The sequence below is a fragment of the Neorhizobium sp. 05N33 genome (assembly GCF_056397445.1).
In genome coordinates this window covers 72,838-93,756 of the sequence record NZ_JBFTNK010000015.1, presented here as the reverse complement: position 1 = coordinate 93,756, position 20,919 = coordinate 72,838, and the positions used below count along the sequence as shown (strand labels likewise).

The 20,919-nt window shown below is 62.7% G+C and carries 14 protein-coding genes; 6 read left to right on the top strand and 8 right to left on the bottom strand.

The window, feature by feature from the left end:
• The first annotated feature begins 5 nt into the window (after positions 1-5).
• Entirely contained in the window at positions 6-776 is a 771-nt protein-coding gene (locus tag AC1DLT_RS26190) for a FadR/GntR family transcriptional regulator (protein WP_477488701.1), read from the top strand.
• On the opposite strand, the gene AC1DLT_RS26185 is transcribed toward AC1DLT_RS26190, so the two are convergent.
• From AC1DLT_RS26185 to AC1DLT_RS26155, 7 genes are all read right to left on the bottom strand, one after another.
• Positions 777-2,150 (bottom strand): FGGY-family carbohydrate kinase, encoded by a 1,374-nt coding sequence (locus AC1DLT_RS26185; RefSeq protein ID WP_477488700.1) that lies wholly within the window; start codon positions 2,148-2,150, stop codon positions 777-779.
• Positions 2,147-2,467 (bottom strand): L-rhamnose mutarotase, encoded by a 321-nt coding sequence (gene rhaM / locus AC1DLT_RS26180; RefSeq protein ID WP_477488699.1) that lies wholly within the window; start codon positions 2,465-2,467, stop codon positions 2,147-2,149. Before rhaM ends, AC1DLT_RS26185 begins: the two co-directional genes overlap by 4 nt.
• Positions 2,464-3,465, bottom strand: coding sequence for an ABC transporter permease (locus tag AC1DLT_RS26175; protein ID WP_247039052.1), 1,002 nt, complete (start codon positions 3,463-3,465; stop codon positions 2,464-2,466). The genes rhaM and AC1DLT_RS26175 overlap by 4 nt, the downstream gene beginning before the upstream one ends.
• On the bottom strand, positions 3,462-4,451 hold the full coding sequence (locus AC1DLT_RS26170) for an ABC transporter permease (protein WP_247039054.1): 990 nt from the start codon (positions 4,449-4,451) through the stop codon (positions 3,462-3,464). The genes AC1DLT_RS26175 and AC1DLT_RS26170 overlap by 4 nt, the downstream gene beginning before the upstream one ends.
• Positions 4,452-4,461: 10 nt before the next feature.
• Positions 4,462-5,946: a sugar ABC transporter ATP-binding protein gene (locus AC1DLT_RS26165; RefSeq protein WP_477488698.1), complete on the bottom strand. Its 1,485-nt coding sequence runs from the start codon at positions 5,944-5,946 to the stop codon at positions 4,462-4,464.
• Positions 5,947-6,212: 266 nt separating this feature from the next.
• Positions 6,213-7,217: a rhamnose ABC transporter substrate-binding protein gene (gene rhaS, locus AC1DLT_RS26160; protein ID WP_038590455.1), complete on the bottom strand. Its 1,005-nt coding sequence runs from the start codon at positions 7,215-7,217 to the stop codon at positions 6,213-6,215.
• A 49-nt stretch (positions 7,218-7,266) separates the two neighbouring features.
• On the bottom strand, positions 7,267-8,082 hold the full coding sequence (locus tag AC1DLT_RS26155; protein ID WP_046634068.1) for a DeoR/GlpR family DNA-binding transcription regulator: 816 nt from the start codon (positions 8,080-8,082) through the stop codon (positions 7,267-7,269).
• 199 nt (positions 8,083-8,281) lie between these two features.
• Between AC1DLT_RS26155 and AC1DLT_RS26150 the strand changes: the two genes are divergently transcribed.
• Positions 8,282-10,378: a bifunctional rhamnulose-1-phosphate aldolase/short-chain dehydrogenase gene (locus tag AC1DLT_RS26150; RefSeq protein WP_477488697.1), complete on the top strand. Its 2,097-nt coding sequence runs from the start codon at positions 8,282-8,284 to the stop codon at positions 10,376-10,378.
• A 176-nt stretch (positions 10,379-10,554) separates the two neighbouring features.
• Positions 10,555-11,847, top strand: a complete 1,293-nt coding sequence (gene rhaI / locus AC1DLT_RS26145) for an L-rhamnose catabolism isomerase (protein WP_477488696.1) — start codon at positions 10,555-10,557, stop codon at positions 11,845-11,847.
• Positions 11,848-11,923: 76 nt separating this feature from the next.
• Here the strand turns inward: rhaI and AC1DLT_RS26140 are convergent, their stop codons facing one another.
• A complete protein-coding gene (locus tag AC1DLT_RS26140; RefSeq protein WP_477488695.1) occupies positions 11,924-13,072 on the bottom strand; it encodes a MalY/PatB family protein in 1,149 nt (382 codons plus the stop codon).
• 288 nt (positions 13,073-13,360) lie between these two features.
• On the opposite strand from AC1DLT_RS26140, the gene AC1DLT_RS26135 reads away from it, so the two are divergent.
• From AC1DLT_RS26135 to AC1DLT_RS26125, 3 genes are read left to right on the top strand one after another with little or no spacing between them, the layout of a single operon-like run.
• Positions 13,361-14,689, top strand: coding sequence for an efflux RND transporter periplasmic adaptor subunit (locus tag AC1DLT_RS26135; RefSeq protein ID WP_477488694.1), 1,329 nt, complete (start codon positions 13,361-13,363; stop codon positions 14,687-14,689).
• Positions 14,686-17,805, top strand: a complete 3,120-nt coding sequence (locus AC1DLT_RS26130) for an efflux RND transporter permease subunit (RefSeq protein ID WP_477488693.1) — start codon at positions 14,686-14,688, stop codon at positions 17,803-17,805. Before AC1DLT_RS26135 ends, AC1DLT_RS26130 begins: the two co-directional genes overlap by 4 nt.
• Positions 17,802-20,903 carry an efflux RND transporter permease subunit gene (locus AC1DLT_RS26125; RefSeq protein ID WP_477488692.1) on the top strand — a complete coding sequence of 1,034 codons (3,102 nt, stop codon included), beginning with the start codon at positions 17,802-17,804 and terminating at the stop codon, positions 20,901-20,903. Before AC1DLT_RS26130 ends, AC1DLT_RS26125 begins: the two co-directional genes overlap by 4 nt.
• The last annotated feature ends 16 nt before the right edge of the window (positions 20,904-20,919 follow it).

Genomic DNA, 20,919 nt, shown 5'->3' with positions numbered 1-20,919 from the left:
TGCTGGTGGACCGACATTTTCAGCCTGTCAAAGTGCTGCTTCCCAACGAAGAGGTGGCGCGCCGGCTTGCCGATGCCATCAGGGCCGGGTTTTTCCGGCTCGGCTCGCGCCTCCCGTCCGAGCGCAGCATCGCCGAACAGATGCAGGTGAGCCGTCCGACGGTGCGCGAAGCGGTAAAGCTGCTGGTCGAGGCGAATATCCTCACCGTCAGGCCGGGTGCCGGCGGCGGCACGTTCGTCAGCAGCGAAATAGTGCCGCTCGACCTGATCGTGCCGAGGCCGGACATGCGGCCCGGCGACATCGACGAGGCGATCGAGGTGCGCCGGCTGATCCTGCCCTGGGTGGCGCAGATCGCCTCGCAATATGCCGAGGATGCGGATTTCGACCGGATGCGGGAGGCGATCCGGTTCGGCCGGGATTCGTTGCCGCTGCCGGAGGTGACGAAAAGCAGCCCCGAACATATCAGCTCGATCATCATCGCGTCGATGCGCTTCGACCTCGCCCTGGCGCGGGCGACCCGAAACGGCCTCGTGCTGGAACTGATGGAACTGCTGCTGCAATGGGTGGAGCCGATGCGGCACAGGACGCTGCATACCCGCGCCGACCTCGTGCTGTCGCTCGAACTGGTCGAGACCATGATGCAGGCGATCGAATCCGGTGATCCCGTGCAGATTGCCGAAATCACCGAACGCCGGCTCGGCATTCTGGAGGACGCACTCGAGGAGCAGACGGGACGGCGCCTTCGCCGCAACCGCCGGCCGGCCAATGCGCGCTGATCAGCGCCCCAGCTTTTCGTGCCAGGCAGCGCGATAGGCGCCGATGTTCCAAGGCGGCGCGGGCACGACGCGGCCTGCTTTGGTCGCCGGCGAAATGCCTGCGAGAAGCGCTGCGCCCTGACTTGTGCCGGTCGAGCCAGGAAGTGCCATGATCTCGCGGCCGAGCAGCGCGGCCAGCGCCTGGAGATAGGCCGGGTTGGCCGAGAAGGGGCCTTCGACCAGAACCGGTCCCTTGGCGCCGATGAGATCGAGGCAGGTCTCCGTCATCAGCGCGAGGTAGAGGCAGGCTGCCGCCCAGCGCTGGTCGATAGTGGCGCCGGTGTCGTTGATCCATTGCCGTTCGCGGCCCGGGAAGGGGCCGGAACCGCCTGAAACGTTCGGCAGAAGCATCAGGCCTTTTTCGATGACATGAGGGATGGCTGCAAGCGCCGCTTCCGGCGATAAGATGCCGAGTTCCACCGTCAGCATCTCAAACTCGCGGCCGCCCATGAAGCGGCTCGAGGGCACGGCACGGCCATAGGCATCGACATTGGCAAGCGCGTCGCGCTGCGGGTCGAGATGGTCGAGATCGCCACCGACCGCGAAATTGATGGCCCAGGTACCGGTGGAGACCACCGCGAACGGCGGCTCACGTCCGACCAGATGCGGCAGCAGCGAGGCGTTGGAATCGTGCATACCGCAATGGACCGGGATCGGTTTCGTCGTTCCGATCTGCGCTGCAACGTGTGGCAGGAGCGAACCGAGCGTGTCGAAGGCCGAACGCACCGGTGCCATCAGGTCGCGGATGCCGAGTGTCTCGACCAATGACGAATAAGCGCCTTCACGTGGGAGCCAGAGATCGGTGTGGCAGCCGAGCGATGTGACTTCGTTTGCCGCGACACCGGTCAGCCTGAACGCCCAATATTGCGGGTAGGTGAGGATGGTGCGGACGCGGCCAAAGGCTTCAGGAAAGGCGGTCTTCTGGTAGTGAAGCTGTGCGCCGACATTCAGCCCGCCTGATAGGACCGGGGAGAAGGTTTCAGAAAAAGGCGGGCGGATCGATCGGTAGGTTTCGCGGATGTCTTCCGGATATTCGTGTTCGTAATCGAGCACCGGCAGCGCCAGTTTACCCTCGGCATCGAGAAGCACCGCCGATGCGCCGTGGGTGGTGATGGAGATCGCATCGAAGCCGGGGTAATTGGCAAAGTCGGACAAGGCTTGGAGCACGAAGGTCCACAGGGCGTCGATATCGTAATGCGGATAGGGCAGGCCCGGCAGAACCCGGTTCGGCGCGCGCCTTTCGGCGATCTCCTCACCGGTCGCGCAGTCGAGGACGACGATCTTGGCATTGGTCTTGCCGATATCGAGGACGGCGATCTTTTCCGGCGTGGTCATGGCAGGTGGAAGACCGTCACCAGATCGCTCTGGACCGGCGAGTTGTCCGGATTGGTTTCCATGATGTCGGCCATATGCGCCCACCATTTCTTCAGCGCCGGGTGGTCGGGCAGGCTCGACAGAGTGTGGTCGGTCGGCCGTGTCAGCACGCCGAACAGAATGTTTGTCTCGCGGTCGAGATGGATGGAATAGTCGCTAGCGCCCGCCTGGTGGAGGAGATCGACAAGCTCCGGCCAAATCTCGTCGTGGCGTCTGCGGTATTCCGCTTCCATTCCCGGATTGAGCTTCATCTTGAAGGCGTACTTTTCGAGCGTCATCGGCTCATTTCCTTGATGCGGCGGGCGATGATCGGGATGGCGATGGTGATGATCAAGAGCAGGCCGACGAAGATCGACATGACGATGCCGGGCACGTTGAGCAGCCCCAGTCCGAAGGTGACGAGGCCCATGACGAAAGCGGCGATGACGACGCCGGCAATGGTGCCCGCGCCGCCGAGAATGGAGACGCCGCCGAGCACGACCATGGTGACGACCTCAAGCTCCCAGCCTTGGGCGATCGAAGGCCGGGTCGAGCCGAGGCGGGATGTGAGGCAGACGGATGCGACACCCGCCATGACACCGGTCAGCAGGAAGAGGATGAATTTCACCCGTTCCACCGGAATGCCGGAGAAACGTGCCGCGAATTCGTTGTTGCCGATCACATAGACCTGCCGGCCGAAATTGGTCGCGTGCAGCAGGATGCCGAAGGCTGCGGCGAGGATGATGAACAGCACGAATTCGAAGGAAAACATCCAGGCCACATAGCCCTGGCCGAAATAGGCAAAGCTAGACGGATATTTGCCATAGGCTTGGTCGCCCAGCACGATATAGGAAATGCCGCGGAAGAGGCTCATCGTGCCGATCGTCACGACGATGGACGGTAGCCTCAGGCCGGCGACGAGCAGGCCGTTGAACGCGCCGCAGACAAGCCCGGTGCCGATGCCGATCGCCACCAGTCCCGGTGTGCCGATGCCGGCCTGGGCCGCGGCGCCCATGGCGGTCGAAGCAAGCGCGATGATCGCTGCGACCGACAGATCGATCTCGCCGGCGATGACGAGCAGCGCCATGGCAAAGGCGATCATCGCCTTTTCGGTGAAATTGAAGGTAGCGTCGGAGAGGTTCCAGGCATTCAGAAAGTAAGGCGAGGCGAACGAATTGAAGACAAAGATCAGCACCGCCACGCCGAACAGCAGCACTTCCCAGCTCGCCAGCAGGCGCGAGGTCTTGCTGCCGAGCCGGTCGGGAATGACCCGTTTGGAAGAAACGACGTCGCTCATGCGGACACCTCTTTTGCGCCGCGATCGCGCAGGATGATGCGGCCGGCCTTGCGTTCGGCGCGGGCGTTGAAGACGACGGCGAGCACGATGACGATGCCGGAGATCGCCATCTGCGCGAAGGGCGAGATGCCGATGACGGGCAGCGCGTTCTTGATGACGCCGAGGAAGAGGGCGCCGAGCACCGCACCGCCGACCGAGCCGATGCCGCCGGCAATCGAGATGCCGCCGATGACGCAGGCCGCAACCGTGTCCAGTTCGAAGCCCGCAGCGATATCGACATAGGCGACCGCATAACGCGACACCCAGAGATAACCGGAGAGGCCCGCGAGCGCGCCCGACACCACGAAGGCTATGAATTTGGTCCAGCCGATATCGATGCCGGCATAGATCGCCGCCGTCGGGTTGCCGCCGGATGCGTAGGCTGCCCGGCCAAAGGGCAAGCGGGTCAGCACGAACCAGGCGCCGAGCACGATGAGGATGGCGATCCAGGAGAGGATCGGCAGGCCGATCACCGGCATTCGCGGGACATTCAGGAAGGAAGGGGCCATCTGGTGGGCGTTCACCCAGCCGCCGCCCGACAGCACGAAGGCCATGCCGCGATAGATGGTCAGCGTTCCGAGCGTGACGACGATCGGCGGAATCCGCAGCGCCCAGACCAGGTAACCGTTGATCGCACCCAGGAAGGCGCCGATGCCGATCGCCATGACGATGAGCAGGGCCAGCGGCAGGTCGGGATAGGCAGCATTGGTCATGGCGACCGCCATGCCGGTGAAGGCAAGGTTGGCGGCAACAGAAAGATCGATCGACTTGGTCAGGATCACCGTCATCTGGCCGAGCGCCAGGATGATCAGAATCGAGGTGTCGTTGAAGATGTTGGCGAGATTGCCGGGAGACGCAAAGCCCTGCGCACGAGTCGCGAAGCCGGCGATCATCGCGGCGATGATGACGGTGAGCAGGATTTCGCGGTTCTTCAGGAGGCGGTTCATCGGTTTCTCCTCACTGGTTGCCGGTTGCGGCGCGGACCAGCACTTCTGCGCTCAGGGCTTCGCGCTCGAAAACGCCGGCGGAAAGGCCCTCGCGCATCACCATCACCCGGTCGGACATGCCGAGGATTTCGGGAAGCTCGGACGAAACCATGATGATCGACAGGCCCTCGGCGGCAAGTTCGCCGATGAAGGCGTGCACGGCAGCCTTGGAGCCGATGTCGATGCCCTTGGTCGGCTCGTCGAGAATGATCACCTTCGGCTGCGTCGCCAGCCATTTGCCGATGACGACCTTCTGCTGGTTGCCGCCGGACAAGGTGCCGACCGGAACCGAAAGGGCGGCGGCGCGCAGGTCCAGCCGCTCGGCATATTTTCGCGCAAGCGCCAGTTCGTTGGCGGCTTTCAGGAAACCGGAGCGGGAGGTCTTGCCGAGCGAGGGCAGCGACATGTTCTGGAAGATCGGCATGGGCAGCGCCAGGCCGTGGCGGCCGCGTTCTTCCGGAACGTAGACGATGCCGGCGCGGATCGCATCACCCGAGGAGCGGATTTCGAGCGGCTTGCCTTCCAGCACCAGCCGTCCGGAGGAGGGCCGGGTCACGCCGAACAGCGACTGGCAGAGTTCCGAACGCCCGGCGCCGATCAGGCCGTAGAGCCCCAGGATTTCGCCGCGACGAAGCTCGAAGGAAATGTCGCGGAATTCGGTCGGATGGCAATAGTTCTCGACGCGGAAGACCGGCGCACCGATCTGGACCTCGACCTTGGGAAAGACGTCCTTGACGTCGCGGCCAACCATCAGCCTGACGATCTCGTCCTGGGGCGTTTCCCTCAGCCGGCCCTGGCCGACGGCGCGGCCATCGCGAAAAACCGCGTAGTTCTCGGCGATCTCATAGACCTCGTCGAACTTGTGGCTGATGAAGAGGATCGCCTTGCCCTGGCGTTTCAGGCTCTCGACAATGCGGAAGAGGTCATCGATCTCCTTTCGGGAGAGGGCGGCAGTCGGCTCGTCCATGATGACGATGCGGGCCTCGACCGACAGCGCCCGGGCGATCGCCACGAGATGGCGCTGGGCGATCGAGAGGTCGCGCAGGCGGATCGTCGGGTCGATATCGCTCTCGAGCTGAAGCATGAGGGCCTTGGCGCCGGAATTGATCTTCCGCCAGTCGATCGTGCCGAAACGGGTGCGCGGCGCATGGCCGAGAAAGATGTTTTCCGCGACACTTAACTCGTCGAAGAGGACGGTTTCCTGATGGATTGCGGTAACACCGGCGTCGATCGCCGCCTGCGCGCTCGTGAATGTGGTGGGCTTGCCGTCGATCAGGATCTCGCCCTCGTTCGGGCGGTAGATGCCGGTCAAAATCTTGACGAGCGTCGACTTGCCGGCGCCGTTTTCGCCGATCAGCGCCGTCACCTGGCCGGGATAAAGCTTGATGCTGACGCCGTCGAGCGCTTTGACGCCGGGAAAGATCTGGCTGATGCCGCGCATTTCCAGGATCGGCATTGCTTCCGTCGTCGGTGCCGGTCGGGGCGATCGGTCTTGAATTTTCGTAACGCCGTTCATTATGGGTGGCCGTTTTCCGATGGCAAGAATCGTGGCGTCGAGGCGGCAGCGCCCCTCACCCACCTCCGCTTCGCTCGGTCACCCTCTCCCCAAGGGGAGAGGAGGAACGGAGACGTTGCAGCATATTTCTTCTCCCCCGGTGGGAAAGAAGGTGCCGGCAGGCGGATGAGGGGGCTCGCGCCTGCCGGCAAGGGGAGTTCTCCGGATCAGAAGATCTTGGAGAACTCATCGATGTTCTTGGCGTTGTAGACGAAGGGGTCGGCCATGGCGGCTTCGCCATTGTCGCCAATCTTGATCGAGCCCATGCGGCCGGCCTTGATGTCCGAGCCCGGCTTGCCGTCCGCATCACCCTTGACGAGGTGATAGGCTATCTGGGTGGCGGAATAACCGAGGTCGATCGGGTTCCAGATGGCGAATTCCTTGGTGGCGCCGGACTTGATGGCGCCGGCCATTTCAGACGGCAGGCCGAGACCGGTCACATAGACCTGGCCGATCTTGCCGGCATCCTTGACGGCCTGCGAGGCGGCGAGAACACCGACCGTGGTCGGAGCGACGATGACCTTGACGTTCGGCTGCGAGGTCAAGAGGCCCTGTGCTTCGCGATAGGACTTGTCGGCGAGGTCGTCACCATAAACTGTCGTGACGAGGTTCAGGCCCGGAAAATCCTTGAGCTGCTTCTTCATCTCGGCGATCCAGGTGTTCTGGTTGGTCGAGGTGGTGGTGGCCGAAAGGATCGCGAAACCACCCTTGCCGCCATCCAGGTGGTCCTTGGCGAGCGTCAGGCACATCTTACCGATCAGCTCGTTGGAAGACGGGTTCAGGTGCATGATGCGGCCTTCCTTGGCGACCGCCGAATCCCAGGAGATCACCTTGATGCCGCGCTGGGTGGCCTTCTTCAACGCCGGGATGACGGCGTCCGGATCGTTGGCGGAGATGGCAATCGCATCGACGCCTTGCGCGATCAGCGAGTTGATCACTTCGATCTGGCCTTCGGCCGTCGTCGAGGTCGGGCCGGTATAGATGACCTGGACGCCGCCGAGTTCCTTGGCAGCTTCCTGCGCGCCCTTGTTGGCCGCTTCGAAGAAGCCGTTGCCGAGCGATTTGACCACGAGCGCGATCTTCATGTCGGCAGCGCTTGCCGTCGTCATTGTTGATGTCAGGGCGGCGAAGGCGAATGCCGCGCCGAGGGCGAGTTTCTTTGCAAGTTTCATAGTTGGTCCTCCCAGTTGATAGTTCAATCTTTCTCCCGCCGGTCGCTCCTCACGCGGCCGACGAAGAATCCTCCTTGGCCGTGTCCGCTGCGGCGGCACCGGCGATAATCAGTTTGACGCCCGCATCCTCGATCATGCGTGCGGCGTCGTCTGTCACACCGTCATCGGTGATGACGGTGGTCACCCGGTCGAGCGGGCAGAGTATGAGGCTCGATCGGCGCGAAAACTTCGAGGAATCCACCATCACGATGAGTTCCTCGGCCTGGTGCATCAGCTTCTGCTCGCTCTGGATCACCAGCGCGTCGGCTTCCATCACGCCGAGCGGGCCGACCCCCTGCGCGCCGATGAACATGCGCCGTGCATAAAAATTGCGGATCGCATCGTTGTCGAAGGGCGACAGGATCAGGCTCTGCTCGCGATAGATCGCGCCGCCCGGTATGGTCACCGTGTTCTTCGAATGCTTGACCAGATGTTCGGCGATCGCAAACGAGTTGGTCATCACCTGCAGGCGTCGGGCCGACATGAAATGCACCATCTGGAACGTCGTCGTGCCGCCGTTGATGATGACGCTGTCGCCTTCATCGCAGAGTTCAACCGCGCGGCGGGCGATTGCGCGCTTCTTGTCGATGTTGACCGATTCCGACACCCGGAACGATCGGGCCGAAAGCTGGCCGATCTGCGGAGGATGAACGGCTTCCGCGCCGCCGCGGACGCGCCGGAGCTTGCCCTGGACGTGCAGCGAAGCGATGTCGCGCCGGATCGTCGCTTCCGATGCCTCGGTCAATTCGGCGATATCCTGCACCGTGATGACGGGTTTTTCCTGGATAGCGCTCAAGATGATGCGATGGCGTTCACGTTCGTGCATTGGCTCCTCCTTGGCGTCAACTATTACCGGAAAATTTACGTTGTCAATCATAAACGATCAACTTCGCTTTTATTGCGCTGCACAATGAAACTTTCTGATCGTTTATGATTGACAGATGGCGCGACAATGCGCGATACCGGCAGCAGGGAGATGGCGGCCGCCTCGTCGCCGTGAGCCGAAACACGTTGGAGGACAAGCAATGTCGGGCCAAACCCGCCTTCTCGAAAACCGTTGGAACGATGCTCAAGCCGCCAAGCTCGATGAGCCCGGCAAGCTGCTCTATCGCTCCAATCTTCTCGGTGCCGACAAGCGCATCACCAATTACGGCGGCGGCAATACTTCCGCCAAGGTGATGGAAACCGATCCGCTGACCGGTGAAAAAGTGAAGGTCATGTGGGTGAAGGGATCCGGCGGCGATGTCGGCACGATCAAGCTCGACGGTTTCGCCACCCTCTACATGGACAAGCTGGAAGCGCTGAAGGGGCTCTACAAGGGCGTCGAGGACGAGGACCGCATGGTCGGTTTCCTGCCGCATTGCACCTTCAACCTCAATCCGCGCGCCGCTTCCATCGATACCCCGCTGCATGGTTTCGTGCCGTTCACCCATGTGGACCACATGCACCCCGACGCGATCATCGCAATCGCGGCTTCCAAAAACTCGAGAGAACTGACGCAACAGGTCTTCGGTGCCGAAATCGGCTGGCTGCCCTGGCGGCGGCCGGGTTTCCAGCTTGGGCTCGATCTCGAAGCGTTCGTCAAGGCGAACCCGAATGCCAAGGGCGTCGTGCTGGAAAGCCATGGCCTGTTCACCTGGGCAAATGATGCCAAGGCCTGTTACGAACTGACGCTCGACATCATCAACAAGGCGATTGAGTGGTTCGCCAAGGAGACCGAAGGTAGGACGATCTTCGGCGGGCCGGTGGCAGAGAGCCTGCCCGCACAGGAACGTCGGGCAATCGTCGCGAAACTGATGCCGGAGATCCGCGGTCGGATCGGCAAGGTGGAGCGCAAGCTTGGCCATTTCGACGACCAGGATGCGGTGCTGGAATTCGTCAATTCGAAGGATCTGAAGCCGCTTGGGAGCCTCGGAACCTCCTGCCCGGACCATTTCCTGCGCACGAAAATCCGTCCGCTGATCGTCGATTTCGATCCCGCAAAGCCGGATGTCGATGCGGTGATCGCCGCGCTCGACAAGGCGCTCGAAGATTATCGCGCCGATTACAGCCGCTATTACGAGACCTGCAAACACGCCAATTCACCCGCCATGCGCGACCCCAACCCGGTGATCTTCCTGGTTCCGGGCGTCGGACTGCTGTCGTTTGCGCGTGACAAGGCGACGGCCCGGATTGCCGGCGAGTTCTATGTCAACGCCATCAACGTGATGCGGGGCGCCTCGACGGTTTCCGAATATCAGGGCCTGCCGGAGCAGGAGGCCTTCGACATCGAATATTGGTTGCTCGAAGAGGCGAAGCTGCAGCGCATGCCGAAGCCGAAAAGCCTTGCCGGGCAGGTAGCCTTCGTCACCGGCGGCGCAGGCGGCATCGGGCGGGCGACGGCCGCCAGGCTGATGGGCGAGGGTGCCTGCGTGGTGCTTGCCGATATCGACGGCGGTGCGCTCGACACGACCAAAGCCGATTTCGAAAAGTCGTTCGGCAGGGATGCGGTGCGTGGGGTCCTGCTCGACGTGACGACCGAGGACGCGGTGATCGCCGCGTTTGCCGAGGCCTGCGTCGAATTCGGCGGCGTCGATATCCTCGTCTCGAATGCCGGGATCGCGTCGTCCGCGCCGGTCGAGGAAACCACGCTTGCCATGTGGAGCAAGAATATCGACATCCTGGCGACGGGTTATTTCCTCGTTTCGCGGGAGGCTTTCCGGTTGTTCCGCCGCCAGAAGCTCGGCGGCAACGTCGTCTTTGTCGCTTCCAAGAACGGGCTTGCCTCTTCTCCGAATGCGTCGGCCTATTGCACCGCCAAAGCCGCTGAAATCCATCTCGCTCGCTGCCTGGCGCTCGAAGGCGCCGAGGCAGGCATTCGAGTCAATACGGTCAATCCGGACGCCGTGCTGCGCGGATCGAAGATCTGGAACGGCGAATGGCGCGAACAGCGGGCCGCCTCGTCCAAGATCGAGGTGGACGACCTGGAGGAACACTACCGCAAGCGGTCGCTGCTCAAGCTCAATGTCTTTCCGGAGGATATTGCGGAGGCGATCTATTTCCTCGCATCGGACGCATCGGCCAAGTCGACCGGCAACATCATCAACGTGGATGCCGGCAACGCCCAGAGCTTTACGCGGTAGGGTAATATCTTCTCCCCAGCGGGGAGAAGATGCCCGATAGGCAGATGAGGGGGAGGAGCAAAGCGACGCCTTGAGCGATAAGCGAAAGGCAGAATGTGCCGCGCCCCCTCATCCGACCCTTCGGGCCACCTTCTCCCCGCTGGGGAGAAGAGACAAAGATTAGATGGGAGGACCGAATGACTGAACTCAAGATCACGACCAATGTGATCGCCGCTGAAAACGACAAACGTACAGCAGCGCTCAAATCCGACTACGACGCGCTCGGCGAGAACCTGTCGCGGCGCGGCATCGATATCGAAACGATCACCCGGGATGTTGAAAAGTTCTTCGTCGCCGTACCCTCCTGGGGCGTCGGCACCGGCGGCACGCGTTTCGCCCGTTTCCCGGGCCAAGGCGAGCCGCGCGGCATTTTCGACAAGCTCGATGACTGCTCGGTCATCCACCAATTGACCCGCGCGACGCCGACGGTCTCGCTGCATATCCCGTGGGACAAGGCGGATCCGAAGGAATTGCTGGCCAAGGGCGATGCGCTGGGTCTCGGTTTTGATGCGATGAACTCGAATACGTTTTCCGATGCTCCCGGCCAGGCGCACTCCTATAAATACGGCTCGCTCAGCCACACGAATGCTGCGACACGCGCTCAGGCGATCGAGCACAATCTCGAATGTATCGAGATCGGCAAGGCGATCGGCTCCAAGGCGCTGACGGTGTGGATTGGCGACGGCTCGAACTTTCCGGGTCAGAGCCATTTCACGCGGATGTTCGAGCGTTATCTTGCGTCGATGGCGGAGATCTACAAGGCGTTGCCGGACGACTGGCGGCTGTTTTCCGAGCACAAGATGTACGAGCCGGCCTTTTATTCGACGGTGGTGCAGGACTGGGGCACGAATTACCTGATCGCCAATACGCTCGGACCGAAAGCCTTCTGCCTCGTCGATCTCGGCCATCATGCGCCGAATACCAATATCGAGATGATCGTTGCCCGGCTGATCCAGTTCGGCAAGCTCGGCGGCTTCCACTTCAACGATTCCAAATATGGCGACGACGACCTCGATGCGGGCGCTATCGAGCCCTACCGCCTGTTCCTCGTCTTCAACGAGTTGGTGGATGCCGAGCATCGCGGCATCAGGGATTTTCGCCCGGCGCATATGATCGACCAGTCGCACAATGTCACGGACCCGATCGAAAGCCTGATTTCCAGCGCCAACGAGATCCGCCGGGCCTATGCCCAGGCATTGCTGGTCGATCGGGTAGCACTTGACGGATTCCAGCAGGAAAACGATGCGCTGATGGCCTCGGAGACACTGAAGCGCGCTTATCGCACCGATGTGGAGCCGATCCTCGCCGAAGCCCGCCGCCGTGCAGGCGGCGCGATCGATCCGGTCGCGACCTATCGCGACAGCGGCTATCGGAAAAAAGTCGCGCTCGAACGTCCGGCGTCCACCAGCGGCGGTGGCGGGATCGTCTGATCCTTTCAGTCTGCCATCATGCCGGCGGATGAGTTCCGCCGGCGATCACTTCTTCTTATTCGATCGAGCGGACTGATCAGGTGTTCCGGCCGAGTGCGCGTTCCATGCGGCTCAGGCCCTCCTCAAGCAGGGTGCGCGGGCATCCGAAATTGACGCGGACGAAGTTGCCGTAGGCCGCGCCGAATTCCGAGCCGGCATTGAAGCCGACCTTGCCGTGCTCGAGGAAATAGCTCTGAGCATCCCGTTCCAGACCGAGTTCCGTGCAGTCGAGCCAGGCGAGGAACGTGCCTTCCGACGGGATGAGCTTGATCTTGGGAAACCGGCGCGCCAGTTCGGCTGATAGAAAATTTCGGTTGGCCTCGATATAGGCGAGCATCCGCGTCTTCCAGTCGCCCGCCTTCGAGAAGGCCGCAAGCGTCGCTTCAAGCCCGATGATATTGGCGTTGTCGACCATTCCGAGGCGTGCCTGGTTGAATTTCTCGCGGATCGCCTTGTTGCCGATGATCGCGAAGGCGGTCTTGAGGCCGGCTATGTTGTAGGTCTTGCTGGCGGCCATCAGGGTGATGGTGCGGTTGGCAGCGTCTTCCGAAAGCGTGGCGATCGGCACGTGGCGGCGACCGTCGAACAGAAGGTCGCAATGGATTTCGTCGGAGATGATCAGCGTATCGTTCTGGCGGCAGAGGTCGGTGATCGTCTTGAGTTCGTCGGCAGTGAACACCTTGCCCGTCGGGTTCTGCGGGTTGCAGAACAGCAGTGCCTTCGATTTTGCCAGTTCCGCCGCGAAGGCACCGGCATCCATCACATAGCCTTCAGCGGTCGGGGTAAGCGGCGCTTCGTGCCGGACGAGGTTCCAATTCGCGGGGGCTTCGAGGATAGGACGATAGACCGGCGTCTGCACCAGTACGCCATCGCCGGGCTGAAGCATCGCGTGCAGCGCCATGTTGAACCCCGGCACCACGCCGGGGAGGAAGACGATTTCGTCAGGCGAGACGCTCCAGCCGTATTTTTCCTGCATGTCGGAGATGATTTGGGCTCGCAGTTCGTCGCGGGCGACGCCGTAGCCGAGCATCGGATGTTCGAGCCGGTTGCGGATGGCGTCGACGATCTCCGGTGCCGCGGGGAAGTCCATGTCGGCGACCCACATGGGCAGCACGTCGTCCGGATACTTGCTCCACTTCGAGCTGCCGGTGCCCCGGCGTTCGTGCACGGCATCGAAATCGGTCATGTTCTCAAGTCCCCTGTTTATTATGTTGCCGATCGATGCGGATCGACGGCCCTGGTATGCGCCTGCCGCGAACAGGGCAAAGCGTGAAATTACCCTTAGCTTGTCCCTAACCAACGGCGCGGCTGTCAACGCCTTTCTTCGCTTTGGTGAGTCGTTCGGCGTTTTCCGCATCCGGCCTAATCTATCCAATTTGTAATCCGTGTCCGCGGAAAGCGCCTTCCATTGCAGGCATTAGACCAGTAGCGTCCAATCCAGTTGATTTTTCGAGCATTCAAGAAGTTGCGGTCGATGGCGCGTAGGCATTGGGTCCTGGTTTCCGTGATAATCCTGGGCACAGCGGGCTTCGGAGCCTATGCGCTTCGGGACCGCTGGCTGGGCCGTGTGGAAACCATGCTCGGCTGGGCGCCGACGGAGGCAACCGCGGCGCAGCCGGCGGGACGACCTGCCGGCGGGCGCCGGCGCCCTGGTCGTCAATCGGGCCAATCGGAACCGGTTCCGGTGCTGGTGGCCGATGCCAAGGCGAGTGACGTGCCGGTGTTCATCGATGGCGTCGGCTCGGTCCGGCCGTTGAGCACGGTCACCATTCGCCCGCAGGTCAGCGGCAAGCTGGTCGAACTGCATTTCGACGAGGGGCAGGACGTCAGGAAGGGCGATGTCCTGGTGCGGATCGACGACGCGGTCTATCGCGCACAGCTCGACCAGGCGATCGGCAAGAAGGCGCAGGATCAGGCGCTGCTGCAGAATGCCGAACTTGCTCTGGACCGCTCCCTGAAACTGGTTCAGTCGAGCTCGGGCACGCAGCAGCAGGTCGATACGGCGCGCTCGCAGGTCGAGCAGTACCGGGCGGCCGTCCAGTCCGACGACGCGGCGATCGCCAGCGCCCAGGCCTCGCTCGACTATACGACGATCCGGGCGCCGATCGACGGCCGCACTGGCATCCGCAATGTCGATGTCGGCAATATCGTCAGTTCTTCCGATGCGGCGGGCATCGTCACGTTGTCGCAGATCAGGCCGATCTCGGTGGTGTTTTCGATTCCGCAGCAGCAGCTTGCCAAGGTCAACGCGGCGAGCGGCGGTGGGCAGCTTTCGGTCGAGGCGATTGCCGGCGACGGCAAGAGCGTGATCGACAACGGTGTGCTTGCGGCGGTGGACAACCAGGTGGACGCGACCACGGGAACGGTCAGGATCAAGGCCAACTTCCCGAACGACAAGCTGGCGCTCTGGCCCGGCGCCTTCGTCAATGCCCGCCTACTCGTCGAGACGCTGAAAGGCGTGATCGTCGTGCCGACGGCCGCCGTCCAGCGAGGACCCAACGGCACCTTCGTCTATCTCCTGAAGCCCGACCAGACGGTCGGCATGAAAATGGTCAAGCTGGGCCAGCAGGACGATGTGCAAACCGTCATTGCCGAGGGCGTGGCGGATGGCGACAAGGTGGTGACCACCGGCTTTTCACGCCTGAGGGACGGGGAGCATGTCGAGGTTGCCGGCTCGCAGCCGCCGGCAGCAACGCCCGGCAATCCCAATGAGGAACGCCGACCAAACCGCCGACCTCAGAAGACAGGCGGGCCCGAAGCCGCGAGTGCTGCGCCGGTCGCATTACCCGAAGCAAAACAATGAACACGTCGACGCTGTTCATCAAACGCCCGATCGCGACTTCGCTGCTCGGCGTCGCCGTGCTGCTGGGCGGCATTCTCGGCTATATCAATCTTCCCGTCGCGCCACTGCCGCAGGTGGATTTTCCGACGATCCGGGTGACGACGCAGTTGCCGGGTGCCGATCCGGAGACGATGGCGGCGCTGGTGACCGCACCGCTTGAACGCCCTCTCGGCCAGATCCCGTCGCTGACCTCGATGACCTCGTCGAGCGCCTTCGGCATCAGTCAGGTGACGCTGCAATTCGTGCTGGGCCGGGATATCGACGGCGCCGCGCAGGACGTCCAGTCGGCCATCAATGCCGCCGGTTCGGGCCTGCCGCGCAACCTGCCCTATCCGCCGACCTATGCCAAGGTGAACCCGGCCGATACGCCGATCATCACGCTCGCCTTGCGTTCGACCAGCTACCCGATCCGAGACCTCAGCGATTTCGCCGATACGCTCCTGGCGCAGCGGCTTGCTCAGGTTTCCGGTGTCGGCAATGTCTCGGTCCAGGGCGGGGTACGGCCCGCGATCCGCGTCCAGGCCGATATTCCGCGCCTGGCCGCCTATGGCATCGGCCTCGAAGATCTCCGAACCGCGATTTCCAGCGCCAGCGTCGCCGGCGCCAAGGGCGCGCTTGACGGCGCGCACCAGTCCTTCACGCTTGCCGCCAATGACCAGATCATCGACCCCGAGATCTACGGCAATGTCGTCGTCGCCTACCGGAACAATGCGCCGGTGCGGCTGAAGGACGTCGCGGATATCGTCCAAGGGCTTGAAAACACCCGCGTCGGCGCCTGGTATCAGGGCGAGCCGGCGGTCATCCTCGATGTCATGAGACAGCCGGGCGCCAATGTCATCGATACAGTCGGCAGCATTCTGAGGCAGGTGCCGCGGCTCAGGGAAGTGCTGCCGGCGGGTATTTCGCTCGATATCGTCAACGACCGGACGGAAACGATCCGGGCCTCGATCCATGACGTGCAATGGACGCTCGGGGTCAGTATCGGCCTCGTCATTCTCGTCGTCTTGCTATTCCTGCGAACGCTGACCGCGACCATCATCGCGGCGGTCGCGCTGCCGTTGTCGCTGGTCGCGACTTTCGGGGTGATGTGGTTTGCCGGCTTCAGTCTCGACAACCTGTCGCTGATGGCCCTGACGATCGGTACCGGGTTTGTGGTCGACGATGCGATCGTGATGATCGAGAACATCGCCCGCCATATCGAGGAGGGCGAGGACCCGATGCAGGCGGCCCTGAAAGGGGCTGGAGAGATCGGCTTCACGATCATCTCGCTGACCGTCTCGCTGATTGCCGTGTTCATCCCGCTGCTGTTCATGTCCGGTATCGTCGGCCGGATGTTCCGCGAATTCGCCCTGACGCTGACGATCGCCGTCGTCGTCTCGGCGGTAATCTCGCTGACGCTGACACCGATGATGTGCGCCCGCATTTTGCGCAAGCCGGCCGAAGGGCGGCGCGGGGTGCTTGCCGGTGCTGATCGTGTCATGGACCGGGTTATTGCAGGCTATCACCGAAGCCTGGTCTGGGTGGTCGACCGCAGCGCGCTGATGCTGATCTTGACCGTCGCAACGCTGGCGGCAACGCTTGCGCTTTATATCTTCATTCCCAAGGGTTTTCTGCCGCCCCAGGATACGGGCCTGATCACGGCCGTCATCGAGACGGAGCCGACGACATCCTTCGACGCGATGAAACGGACCCAGGCCGTCGTCACCGACAGGCTGCGCGGGGATAAAGACGTGACCGGCATCGTCTCCGTGGTCGGCGCGAGCGCGAACAACCTGACGCTCAATACCGGCACACTGAGCCTCGTGCTCAAGCCGCGAAGCGACCGGACCTCTTCCGTGCCGGAGGTCATCGACCGGTTGAGGCGGGAGGTATCGCAATTGCCCGGCGTCCGCGTCACCTTCCAGGGGGTGCGGGATATCAGCATCAGCACCCGCGTCAGCCGCGCGCCCTATCAATACATTCTGACCGGTGCCACGGCGGCGAGCGTCTCAGATTGGGCGGACCGGCTGGCGACAAGGCTTGAGCAGCTTCCGGAACTGGTCGACGTTTCGTCCGAAGTCGAGATGGGGGGAGGGCGTCTGCTGCTCGACATCGATCGCGAGACGGCATCCCGTCTCGGCGTCTCGATGCAGGCGATCAGCGACACGCTCAACGACGCGTTCGGCCAGCGCCAGATCACCACAATCTATGCGCAGTCGAACCAGTACCGCGTCATTCTGGAAGCGGCGCCGCAATATCAGTCCGATCCGAAATCACTCGAACGGCTTTATGTGTCCGGAGCCTCGAATACGCAGATCCCGCTCGGGGCCTTCGCCAAGACGTCGTTTACGGCGGCGCCGCTCGTCATCAGCCACAACGAACAGTTCCCGTCGGTGACGATCAGCTTCGATCTTGCTCCAGGCGCGTCGCTCAGCGAGGCCGTCAGCGCCATCAAGGCGGCGGAAGAGGAGATTGGCGTTCCGGCGTCGATCCAGCGGGACTATTTCGGCGATGCGGAGGAGTTTGCCAATTCGCTGGCCGGAGAGCCCTGGCTGATCCTCGCCGCGATCGTCACCATCTACATCGTTCTCGGGCTGCTGTATGAAAGCGCCATTCACCCGATCACCATTCTCTCGACCCTGCCGTCTGCCGGCGTCGGCGCATTGCTGGCACTGATGCTGTTCGGACAGGATCTGTCGCTGATCGCGTTGATCGGCATCGTGTTGCTGATGGGCATCGTCAAGAAGAACGCGATCATGATGATCGACTTCGCGCTCGAGGCTGAGCGCGTCGAGGGGCTGTCTCCCCGCGAGGCGATCCTGAAAGCGTCGATCCTGCGTTTCCGCCCGATCATGATGACGACGCTTGCCGCGCTCTTCGGCGCGCTGCCGCTGGCGATGGCGGAAGGAACGGGCTCCGAACTGCGCATCCCGCTCGGCATCAGCATTATCGGCGGCCTGCTCCTCAGCCAGCTTCTGACGCTCTATACGACACCGGTCATCTACCTGGCATTCGAGACCCTGCGCAGCCGCATCGTCGGCCGGACGACGGGACAATCGCCTTTGCCGGCGGAAAGCGAGCTCGGAGGGTCACCGTGAACCTCTCGGAGACCTTCATCCGCAGGCCGGTCGGCACGACGCTTCTGGCGATCGGCCTGACGATCCTCGGCATCGCCGCCTACCGTTTCCTGCCGGTTTCCAATCTTCCCTCTGTGGACCTGCCGACCATCCGGGTGACGGCAAGCCGGCCGGGCGCCGATCCCTCCAGCATGGCAGCGAGCGTCGCAGCTCCATTGGAACGGCATCTCGGCGCGATTGCGGGTGTCACCGAACTGACCTCGTCGAGCGCGCTCGGTTCGACCAATATCACCATCCAGTTCGATATCGCGCGGACGATCGACGGGGCGGCGCAGGATGTGCAGGCGGCGCTCAATGCTGCCGCGGTCGATCTGCCCGCCGATCTCCCGTCGCTGCCGTCGTTCCGCAAGGTCAATCCCGCCGCGGCGCCGATCCTCAGCCTTGCGCTGACATCCGATAATGTCGCGCCGAGCGCGATCTACGATGCCGCCGATACTCTGGTCGTGCAGCGCATATCGCAGGTGGAGGGGGTGGGGGACGTCAGCGTCAGCGGTGCCGACCAGCCGGCGATCCGGGTGAAGCTCGATCCCAGCCGGCTTGCGGCGATCGGCCTGTCGCTCGATGCGGTCCGCACCGCCATCGTCAGCGCCGCCACATTGGGGCCGATCGGCTCGATCAATGGCGGCGACCTCGCCTTTTCGATCGGCATGAACAACCAGTTGCGGACGCCGGAAGAATATGGCCGGGTCGTCATCCGCAGCAATAACGGCGTCGCCACGCGCCTGTCCGACATCGCGATCGTCGAGCCGGGCGTGCGAAACCGGCGTTCGGACGCCTGGTACAACGGCAAGCCGGCAGTGCTGCTCAACATCACCAAGGGGACCGACGCCAACGTCATCAAGACGGTGGATGCGGTCAAGGCGCTGATCCCGGAACTCCAGGCGCTGATGCCGGCGGGCGTCGAGATCGCCATCCTTGCCGATCGCACCACGACCATTCATGCGAGCGTCGATGACATGCAGTGGACGCTGCTGATCACCGTCGTGCTTGTCATGATGGTGGTCTTCCTTTTCCTGCGCCGCACGACGCCGACGGTTGCGGCGGGCGTTACCGTGCCGCTGTCGCTTGCCGGCACGTTTGCGGCGATGTGGGCCTGCGGTCTTTCACTCGACAACCTGTCGCTGATGGCGCTGGCGGTGTCGGTCGGTTTCGTGGTCGATGATGCGATCGTGATGATCGAGAATATCTATACCAATCTCGAAGCCGGCATGAAGCCGATGCAGGCGGCGACGGAGGGGGCACGGCAGATCGGCTTCACGGTCATCTCGATCAGCGCTTCCTTGCTCGCCGCCTTCATACCGATGTTCTTCCTCGGCGGCATCATCGGCAAATTCTTCCAGAGCTTTTCGCTGACGCTCGGTTTTGCGATCGTCATTTCCACGGCGGTTTCGCTGACGCTGACGCCGATGATCTGCGCACACCGCCTGCGTGCGCATGAAAAGCACGCTCATACGGGGGATAAGGAACGTAAGGGAATGCTGGGAGTGGTTATCGGCTTTTATGGCCGCACGCTCAAAGCGGTGCTCCACCATCAGGTCGCCGCAGTCGTCGTCATCCTCGCCTGTGTCGGTTTGACCGCCTATCTCTATGTGAAGATCCCGAAGGGTTTCATCCCGCAGGACGATACGGGGTTCATCCAGGGCGGCACGGAGGCCTCGACCGACATATCCTATCCGGCCATGGTCGCCCTGCAACGCCGCGCGGCCGAGATCGCGGGCCGGGACCCGGCGGTCTCAGGGATTGGTTCTTCGGCCGGCGGCGGCTTTTTCGGTTCGGTCAATCGGGGCCAGCTGACGATCGCGCTGAAGTCGCCCTCGGAGCGGGCGTCGACCGCGGAGGTGATCGAGCGGATACGAAAGGAACTGGCGACCATTCCGGGGCTCAGTTCCTATCTGTTTTCGCCGTCCGATATCCGCATCGGCGCCCGTTCGACACCGTCGCCGTTTCAGTTCACGCTCTGGGACGAGGACTTCAACGAGCTGACAACCTGGGCGCCCAAGGTTCTCGAAGCGCTGCGCAAGGAGCCGATCCTCACGGACGTCAATTCGGACCGCCAGCCGAACGGGCTGCAGGCGACTGTCAATATCAATCGAGACGAGGCCGCGCGCCTCGGGGTCAGCATCCAGTCGATCGACAATGCGCTGAACAGCGCCTTTGCCCAGCGGCAGGTCTCGACGATCTATACGCAACGCAATCAATACCGGGTGGTGCTGGAAGCCGATCCGCGCTTTGCGCGCGACCCTTCCGATATCTCCGGGCTCTACGTGCCGGCGGCGGGCGGGAAGCTGGTGCCGATCTCAAGCGTCACCTCAATCGAGCGGACGCTCGCGCCGCTCGTCGTCAATCACCAGGGCCAGTTCCCCTCGGTGACGATGTCCTACAACGTCAAGCTGGGGGGCACGCTGCAGGATGCCAATGATGCGGTGCTGCATGCGGTCGGCGAATTGCATATCCCGGACACGCTGCATGCCGAGTTTGCCGGAGATGCCGGAGCCGGCAGCTCGTCGAACAACCAGCCGCTGTTGATGGCTGCCGCCATCCTGACGGTCTATATCGTGCTCGGCATTCTCTACGAAAGCCTCGCGCATCCGCTGACGATCATATCGACGCTGCCATCTGCCGGGCTCGGGGCGCTGCTTGCCCTGATGATCAGCGGTACGGAGCTGACGATCATCGCCTTCATCGGTATCGTTCTGCTGATCGGCATCGTCAAGAAGAACGGCATCATGCTCGTCGACTTTGCGCTGCAGGCGGAGCGCCGGCTGGGGTTGGCCCCGGAAGAGGCGATCTTTCAGGCGTGCCTGCAGCGTTTCCGGCCGATCCTGATGACGACGCTTGCGGCGATCATGGGCGCCGTCCCGCTGATCATCGCCACCGGGCCGGGTTCGGAGCTCAGGCGTCCGCTTGGCATCACCATCGTCGGCGGGCTGATCATCTCGCAGATCCTCACCCTCTACACGACGCCGATCATCTACCTGATCCTGGCAAAGCTGCATAACCGACGATCGAACCGCCAGGCACTTGTTTCCGGCGAAGGAGCGGGTGATCCGGTTCGGTAGTCGGGAACTGCGAAGT